At 46.8% G+C, this 8,431-nt stretch carries 9 protein-coding genes and 1 pseudogene; 3 read left to right on the top strand and 7 right to left on the bottom strand.

Translation table 11 applies throughout. The annotated features are described in order from the left end of the window. Nucleotides 1-27 precede the first annotated feature (27 nt). Together QVA83_RS18405 and pomA are read right to left on the bottom strand one after the other, a co-directional pair. Nucleotides 28-957: a flagellar motor protein MotB gene (locus QVA83_RS18405; protein WP_014976980.1), complete on the bottom strand. Its 930-nt coding sequence runs from the start codon at nt 955-957 to the stop codon at nt 28-30. Then, nucleotides 957-1,718, bottom strand: a complete 762-nt coding sequence (gene pomA / locus QVA83_RS18410; RefSeq protein ID WP_014950082.1) for a flagellar motor protein PomA — start codon at nt 1,716-1,718, stop codon at nt 957-959. The genes QVA83_RS18405 and pomA overlap by 1 nt, the downstream gene beginning before the upstream one ends. 410 nt (nt 1,719-2,128) lie before the next feature. On the opposite strand from pomA, the gene xseB reads away from it, so the two are divergent. The 3 genes from xseB to dxs are packed head-to-tail and all read left to right on the top strand — an operon-like array spanning nt 2,129 to nt 5,204. After that, nucleotides 2,129-2,371, top strand: a complete 243-nt coding sequence (gene xseB, locus QVA83_RS18415; RefSeq protein WP_014976981.1) for an exodeoxyribonuclease VII small subunit — start codon at nt 2,129-2,131, stop codon at nt 2,369-2,371. Between the two features lie 29 nt (nt 2,372-2,400). Then, nucleotides 2,401-3,291: a farnesyl diphosphate synthase gene (locus QVA83_RS18420; protein ID WP_061486143.1), complete on the top strand. Its 891-nt coding sequence runs from the start codon at nt 2,401-2,403 to the stop codon at nt 3,289-3,291. 32 nt (nt 3,292-3,323) lie between these two features. Further along, nucleotides 3,324-5,204 (top strand): 1-deoxy-D-xylulose-5-phosphate synthase, encoded by a 1,881-nt coding sequence (gene dxs / locus QVA83_RS18425; protein ID WP_014976982.1) that lies wholly within the window; start codon nt 3,324-3,326, stop codon nt 5,202-5,204. A 135-nt stretch (nt 5,205-5,339) separates the two neighbouring features. On the opposite strand, the gene QVA83_RS18430 is transcribed toward dxs, so the two are convergent. From QVA83_RS18430 to QVA83_RS18450, 5 genes and pseudogenes are all read right to left on the bottom strand, one after another. Next, a complete protein-coding gene (locus QVA83_RS18430; RefSeq protein WP_014950085.1) occupies nt 5,340-5,840 on the bottom strand; it encodes a phosphatidylglycerophosphatase A family protein in 501 nt (166 codons plus the stop codon). Between the two features lie 41 nt (nt 5,841-5,881). Continuing rightward, entirely contained in the window at nt 5,882-6,847 is a 966-nt protein-coding gene (thiL, locus tag QVA83_RS18435) for a thiamine-phosphate kinase (RefSeq protein ID WP_014950086.1), read from the bottom strand. Between the two features lie 48 nt (nt 6,848-6,895). After that, nucleotides 6,896-7,318: a transcription antitermination factor NusB gene (gene nusB / locus QVA83_RS18440; RefSeq protein WP_012518940.1), complete on the bottom strand. Its 423-nt coding sequence runs from the start codon at nt 7,316-7,318 to the stop codon at nt 6,896-6,898. 12 nt (nt 7,319-7,330) lie between these two features. Continuing rightward, nucleotides 7,331-7,804, bottom strand: a complete 474-nt coding sequence (gene ribH / locus QVA83_RS18445) for a 6,7-dimethyl-8-ribityllumazine synthase (protein WP_069944611.1) — start codon at nt 7,802-7,804, stop codon at nt 7,331-7,333. A 243-nt stretch (nt 7,805-8,047) separates the two neighbouring features. After that, nucleotides 8,048-8,431 (bottom strand): annotated as a pseudogene (locus tag QVA83_RS18450) (bifunctional 3,4-dihydroxy-2-butanone-4-phosphate synthase/GTP cyclohydrolase II); the annotation flags it as partial.

The following is an 8,431-nucleotide window of genomic DNA, read 5'->3' on the forward strand; positions in this document are numbered from 1 at the left end:
GTTTGAAGCTGACACTAGGTCAAAGCACTACTCATCTACAACTGATATAGGCTTCGACAGCATTGGCTTACCCTGATTGATATTAATTTCAACGCGGCGATTTTGCGCTCGGTCTGAAGGTGTAGTGGCATTTTCTACAATTGGATCGGTATCTGCCTTACCCACTACCGACATACGACTTTCGTCAAACCCTGGCGCGGTCCGCATGGCTTCAGCGACCGCTACAGCGCGCTGCGCTGACAAGTCCCAATTAGAACGATAGAGTTCATTAGCAATATGCTGGCCGTCACTGTGCCCTGAAATTTCGATTTCTCCAGGCACATCCGCCAACAGCGTACCTATTTTTCTCAACACCGGTTGGAATTGGGGCTGCAAAAAGGCCGAGCCCGCCGAGAAGGAACCGTTTTCACGGATTCGAATGGTTAACTGCTGACCCAACGATTCCATTTCCACCGAACCATCTAGAATTTGTTTTTCTAATTGCTGCGCTACTTTTTTCATCAGTTCAGCCATTTGCGACTGATCGGTGCTTTGCTCAGCCGATGAAGACGACTCAGTAGCCGTTTGTTGAGATTGTCCGCCACGCTGCTCGCCGCGCTGCTTCTGCCTTCCTCCGGCAGAGTCTTCGTTACCAGCCTGAAATTCCAGCATTTGCTGGGTCATTTCGTTAGTTTGCTGCTGAATGGATTCAATGGGCGTAGGGTCAGGTTTACCCGGACGAAATTCCATAGCAATAACACTGGTGCCCTTTGGAATATCTTTTACTTCAATTTTATTTTGCACACCAAAAGCAAACTTCATAGAGCCTGCAATTTGTTTAAACTTCAGTACGTCCATTTCCGAAAACGAAAGTAGCAGTACAAAGAAGCACATAAGCAACGACATCAGGTCTGCGAAGGTTCCCATCCAGGCTGGAAGCCCCTCGGGGGGACATTTTGGGCATTCTTCTTCGGCCATTACTCTTCCTCTGCGCTTCCGCGTTTACTCGCCGCAAGGTAGTTCTTTAATACCCCTTCGATAACACGTGGGTTCTGGCCGTCGGCTATACCCACAATACCGTCAAGAACAAGACTCTGGTTTAACTTCTCTTCTCCAGCTCTTACCGCCAGTTTAAAGGCAATTGGCAAACACACGACGTTGGCAAAAAAGGCACCATAAAGCGTGGTTAATAGCGCTACCGCCATGGCAGGGCCGATGGCTTTAGGGTCATCCATGTTTGAAAGCATGGCAACCAGACCGATCAAAGTACCAATCATACCCATCGCTGGTGCTACGTCACCCATTCCTTTAAATATAGAAGCGCCGAACTCATGCCTTTCCGTTGTCATAGAAATATCTTTAGCTAACGTTTCTCTCACCACTTCAATGTCGTGGCCGTCAACCAGCATGTCCACACCTTTTTGCATGAACTCATTTGAAATTTCCGCTTCTTCTAGTGCCAGAAACCCGCCTTTTCGCGCAGCGTCTGCCATTTCAACAATCTTCTCGATAAGCTCTTCAGGCGTTTCAATTTTGAACATGAATGCTTTGCCAGCAACTTTACCCGCACTGAAGAATTGGCCCAACGTAAACTGAGATAGGACAACAAATAGTGTTCCCCCGAATACAATAAGTATTGATTGCACGTCGATGAACATGCCCAAGCTGCCGCCCAGAATCATAGCCATAACTATGAAACCAATGGCGCCCAACATACCTATGACGGTTGCTAAATCCACTCACTCTTCCCCATTTATGCGCAGTCAGTGCTGTTAGTGTACAAATACCCTATCGGCAAAAGATAGAAATACTAAAACGACATTATTGAAAAATATCACATTTATTTGTTTATTATGAAGTAGGTTCTATGCAAAAGCGCAGCTTTGTCTTTTTTCTAAACTAAAATACCTAGCGCTTTTTCAGCTCCTTACTTTTTCCTTCACAGTAAATAACACGGTTACTTCTGAAAGGTTACTGAGCCTTGCATCGAATATAGCACAATTTGCTTGTATGTTGCCTTTTGAACTGGATGAAAAAAAAGCTATGTTACTGTGATATAGGCGATATACGGACAAACCATTTGACCCTTGTGCAACCCTCGGTTAATGTGCGCGGTATACGTATTTTGGCCACTATATTGAGTGTTTTTATGACGACAGAAAAAGCATCAGCGTCTTTTGAAGAAACTTTATCAGAACTAGAAGCTATCGTTAACGAAATGGAAAGCGGTGATCTGCCTCTTAATAAAGCACTAGAAAAATTTGAGCGCGGTATAGCACTTTCCCGCCAAGGCCAACAATCTCTTGAAAACGCCGAGCAAAAAGTAAAGATACTGCTCAGTGAACAAGGCGAAGAAACGCTCCACCCTCTTCCTGAAAGTGAACAGCCATAAATCGTTCATTTTTAACTAACAGGCAATCTATGAATTTTTCTGCTTTGCATCAGCAAGTTAAACAGCAAACTGATGCATCTCTTCTTACATTAATTGACGAATTACCCGATTACGCGCCGCGCTTGAAAGACGCAATGCGTCACGCCTTACTTGCTGGCGGTAAACGGATGCGACCACTACTTGTTCAAGTGGTAGGTAACACCCTAGACGTGCCCAAAAAAGACCAAATGGCTATTAGTATGGCCATTGAATGTGTGCACGCCTACTCGTTAGTCCACGACGATTTACCAGCCATGGACGACGACGACTTGCGCCGCGGTATGCCAACCTGTCATATCGCCTTTGATGAGGCTACCGCTATTTTAGCTGGCGATGCGCTGCAGGCACTTGCCTTTACAGTGTTAGCTGATGCGCCATTAAGCACGTATGCTGAAACAAAGCGTAGCCAGTTACTGTCTGTACTTGCGAAAAGTGCGGGTTACATAGGTATGTGCGGCGGGCAAGCTATCGATTTAGCCAGCACCGGCAAAACCATCTCGCTAGAAGAACTAAAACAGCTGCATAGATTGAAAACCGGTGCATTGTTAAAAGCCTGCATAGAAATGGTCGCCATTGTTAGTGAAGGCTTACTGCCTCAAACTAAAATTGACTTAATGGCTTATGCCGCGGATATTGGGCTAGCTTTCCAAGTTCAAGACGATATTTTAGATGTGGAAGGCAGTAGCGAAAAATTAGGTAAGCCCGCGGGGTCAGACGAAGCGTTAGGGAAAAATACCTTTCCAGCCAAACTTGGTATTACAGGCGCTAAACAAGAATTAGAAATGCTTCACGATAATGCACTTCAAGCATTGGCGCGTTTACCCTACAATACTGACAGTTTAATTGCGTTTAGCGAGCTTTTGGTAAAACGCGACCATTAGCCACGCGCCATGTTGAAAAAGATAATAAGTACATGAGTTTAGATCTCCAACATTACCCAACGCTTGCGCTTGCGCAAACACCCGATAAATTGAGGCAGTTGCCCCAAGACAAATTACGCGAGCTCGCCGATGAGTTGCGTGAGTACTTACTTAACAGCGTAAGCCAAACTAGTGGGCATTTTGCATCTGGTTTAGGCACAGTGGAACTGACCGTCGCTTTGCACTATGTGTACGACACCCCCTTCGATCGACTGCTGTGGGATGTAGGTCACCAAGCTTATCCGCACAAAATCCTTACAGGTCGTGCAGAGCGCATGAGCACCATTCGCCAAAAGAATGGTCTGCACCCTTTCCCATGGCCGCCTGAGAGCGACTACGACACCTTTGCAGTTGGTCATTCGTCTACATCGATTAGTGCAGGGCTGGGCATGGCTGTGGCTGCCGAAAAAGAAGGCAAAAACAGAAAGGTTGTAGCGGTAATTGGCGACGGTGCAATGACCGCTGGTATGGCGTTTGAAGCCCTTAATCACGCTGGTGATATCAAGAAAGACATGGTAGTTGTACTTAACGACAACGAAATGTCTATTTCTGAAAACGTAGGGGCGTTGAACAGTCACTTAGCTCGCTTGCTTACAGGCAACTTTTTCAACTCTATACGCGATGGCGGCAAAAAGCTGCTAAGCAATGTACCTCCTATTAAGGAGTTTGCCAGCCGTGCAGAAGAACACATTAAAGGCATGGTTGTGCCGGGCACGATATTTGAAGAGCTTGGCTTTAACTACATTGGCCCTATCGATGGCCACGACGTAAATGGTGTTGTCGATACGCTACGCAATATGCGCAAGTTTGACGGCCCGCAGCTACTTCACGTAGTCACCAAGAAAGGTAAAGGTTACGCGGTTGCTGAAGAAGACCCTATCAAGTTCCACGCGGTACCAAAATTCAATCCGGCTGACAACGCTTTGCCAAAATCTAAGCCTTCAGCCCCTACCTACTCTGCAATCTTTGGGAAATGGCTGTGTGATATGGCGGCACAAGACCCTAAGCTAATGGCGGTAACGCCAGCCATGCGCGAAGGTTCAGGCATGGTTGAGTTTTCTCAGCGTTTTCCAGAGCAGTATTTCGATGTTGCGATTGCTGAACAGCACGCGGTAACCTTTGGCGCAGGCCTTGCCAAAGACGGTATGAATGCGGTTGTTGCTATTTATTCGTCGTTCCTGCAGCGCGCCTATGACCAGCTCATTCACGATGTGGCGATTCAAGACTTACCCGTATTGTTTGCCATTGATAGAGCCGGTATTGTTGGCGCAGATGGCCCTACTCACCAGGGGGCATTTGATATCGCTTTCCTGCGCTGTATTCCGAATATGGTGGTTATGGCGCCTTCAGATGAAAATGAATGTCGTCAAATGCTCTACACGGGTCACAAGCTACAAAAACCAGCTGCTGTTCGTTACCCTCGCGGTGCTGGCATGGGTGTCACGCCTGACGAAGCTATGACAGAGCTTGAGATTGGTAAATCTCGTACGTGTCGAGAATCATCAAAAGGCAAGTCTGAAAGTATCGCCATTTTAAACTTTGGCTGCCTACTGCCCTACGCGCTTGAAGCTGCAGAGGCGATTGACGCTACCGTTATCGACATGCGTTTCATTAAGCCGTTAGACGGCGACGCAGTATTAAAAGCTGCCAGTGAGCACAGTGCACTTATTACGTTGGAAGACGGCTGTATTATGGGTGGAGCTGGTAGTGCCGTACTAGAACACTTGCAGCAAAATGGCGTATTAAAAGCGGTGAAGATGTTAGGGCTGCCTGATAGTTTCATACTGCAAGGCACACAGCAAGAAATGTACAAAGAGCACGGCTTAGATGCTGAAGGTATTATTGCGGCGGCTAGCAGTTTAAGTGCTAACTAATTAAGCTTTAAAATCATTACTAAGACATTAAAAAGCCCGCTATTTTGCGGGCTTTTTCGTAAATAGTTCGCTCACCGTCAACTGGCTTTCCTTTGAGGTAAGTCTAACAAAATGGCGGCGGATATTCGTAATGAATTAAAACAAAGCCAATGCGGCAGGCCAAAACGCTATTAGTAAATGTAGACAACCGCATGCCATGGCGCCAGCGATAAGATCGTCAAGCATAATGCCTGTACCGCCGTGTAAGCGCTTATCTATGATACCTATTGGCCAAGGCTTCAAGATATCGAAAAGCCTGAATAGAACAAAGCCTACAAGTAAAGAGGACGCTGAAATAGGTACAAACAGAAAGGTCACAAACATGCCCGCTATTTCATCCCACACTATAGAGCCATGATCGTGAACCTGCATATCGTCAGCAGTCTTGCCACACAGGTAAATGCCTACAACTGAGAATATCAGCGTAAGCGCGATAAAGGAAATTAGGGAAATCTGGCTACAGGCAATAAGTAGGGGCAACGCAGCAAGTGAGCCAAAGGTTCCCGGCATGAAAGGAATAAGTCCACTGCCAAAGCCTAGTGCGAGAAAATGCACGGGATTTTTCATACTCACTCTAGCGCGAAACTCAGCCTGCATGCTTTTTCCTTTTTATTGCTTTTGTCGGACAAATAGGCCGCCTAAAAGGCGTGCTCGTAACCTGACACGTTAACAGGTGTGTACTTTTCGTTGTCTTTGAGCAATGAAAGTGTGCCGTTATGGCCGGTTAATTGGCCAATACATGTGGCTTTCACGTTTGTGCTTGCCAACGAGGTTTCAAGACTTCCGCGCTGCTCTTCACTTACGGTGAAAATAAGCTCATAGTCATCGCCTGCTGACAGCGCGTATTCGATAGCTTGCTCTGGTGTAACCGCGCTTGTTAATGCTCGTGACAACGGTAAACGCTCTACATGAACATTTGCACCGCAATTAGACGCTTTTAGGATATGACCTAAATCTGAAATTAAACCATCAGAGATATCAATGCACGACGTTGCAATACGTCGGATAGCTGTACCCACCGCTACGCGAGGAGTTGGGAAGTAATGACGATTTACCAAGACATCTTTCGCTTCACCACTTACACTCAGCTTATTTTGCAGGATGTCTAAACCTGCACCCGCGTCACCCAGCGTTCCTGTGACATAAAGCCAATCACCCGGCTTAGCGCCGCTACGCGTTAGCTCAGAACCCGGCGGTATAAAGCCTTGAGCTGTAATCGTGAACGCCATTGGGCCTTTAACCGTATCGCCACCGATTAGCTGTACAGAATAGTACTGAGTTAGCTCATAAAGGCCCGAAACAAAGTCATCTAGCCAAGCTTCGTCCACTTCCGGTAATGACAGAGATAAGCTAATCCACGCTGGCTCTGCGCCCATTGCGGCAAGGTCGCTTAAGTTTACCGCCACTGTTTTATACGCAACAGACTTCGCCGGTGCGTCTTTCAAAAAGTGCACACCTGCAACCAGGGTATCTGTGGTAACGGCAAGCTGTTGGTTTTCAGGAACCGTTGTTACAGCACAGTCATCACCAATACCAATAACAACGTCTTTGCGTTTGTGGCCGCTGTTTGAAAAGTAGCGGCCGATAAGATCAAATTCTTTCACGGTAATTTTTAAACCCTTTTAGCGGCAGTCCATGCCGCCACGGTAAGGTTAGTCGCGCTCGTCTTTGCGCAATGTGCGCACTGCTTTGTCCAGTGCACCATTAATGAACTTGTGACTTTCTTCAGCACCAAATGCTTTAGCAAGCTCAATCGCCTCATTAATAATTACGCGGTAAGGGACGTCAATGCGCTCGGTCAGTTCCAGCGTCGCAATGCGCAAGATTGCTTTTTCAATAGCGTCTAACTCTTCAGGCAAACGGCCAAGGTAAGGCTTGATGGTCGCATCAAGTTTACTTGCGTTGTGTGCAACACCGCGAAGCAGAGCTTGGAAATACGCCATATCTACCTTTTGCATGTCGTTACTGGTGGCTAGCGCCAGTTCAACCTGCTGAATATCGTTGTGACTCATTTGCCATGAATACACGCCTTGCAGAGCGAGTTCACGGGCTTTACGACGAGCTGAAACTTTCACTTAATGTTTACCTTAAAGCTTTTCAACAGCATCGATAACGTTAACCATTTCCAGCGCACCAAGTGCAGCTTCTGCACCTTTGTTGCCCGCTTTGGTTCCTGAACGCTCGATAGCCTGTTCAATTGAATCTGTTGTAATTACGCCAAATGATACGGGTACACCGTATTCAAGAGAAACTTGCGCAAGACCTTTGTTGCATTCGCCTGCTACAAAATCAAAGTGTGGCGTACCACCACGAATAACCGCACCTAGTGCGATGATGGCGTCAAATGACTTTTTCTCAGCTAATTTCTTAGCTACTACAGGTAACTCGTAAGCACCAGGTACACGTACTAACGTGATATCGACATCACTCACTTCACCGTGACGCTCTAGTGTATCTAGTGCACCTTCAAGTAAGCTTTCAACTACAAAGCTATTAAAGCGTGATACAACGATAGCAAATTTCTTACCGGTTGCTCTGATATTACCTTCAATTACCTGCATGGATTCATTCCTCGAGAAAAAACGGCGCGAAGTATACCACAACTGCGCCCAAACTAAATCGATTGTTTCTTTAACTTCAACTATTCGTAAACGGGTACGTTAGCTTGACTCAATGTGGGAAGGGAGTGCTTGTCGCAAACCCTCCTCCGCATGGATGCGGTGGCGGAGCGTACAAGGATATATTCACCGCGTGTTTGCGACGAGCACTCCCTCTCCACTTTAGCTCCGCCCTACAGCTAAGTACTAGTCGTGCACGTACTCCACGACTTCAAGGCCGACCTGAAAGTGCGTGATATTTAATTGGCTTACTAAGAAGACGCATTTTGTGAACGCCCATTGATGCAAGAATTTGACTACCTACACCGATAGTGCGTGACGACCCCTGCCAGTCAGCGCCAGTGGGACGCTCGCCTCTGTCTTCTGCAGCAAAACGACGCACCTGGCTTTCAATGTGCTCTTCTTTCCCTAACAACACCAACACACCGCCTTCTTCTGAAATTTTGCGCATGCCATCTGCAAGCGTCATCGAGCGGTGAATGCCGCGTGTTGAACCAAGAAGATCACTAAAGGTATTGTGAAGGTGTACACGTACAAGTGTCGGCTCATCTTCTTTAATTTCGCCTTTTT

This window comes from Alteromonas sp. AO-Serp, assembly GCF_017849675.1.
Lineage (GTDB): Bacteria > Pseudomonadota > Gammaproteobacteria > Enterobacterales > Alteromonadaceae > Alteromonas > Alteromonas macleodii.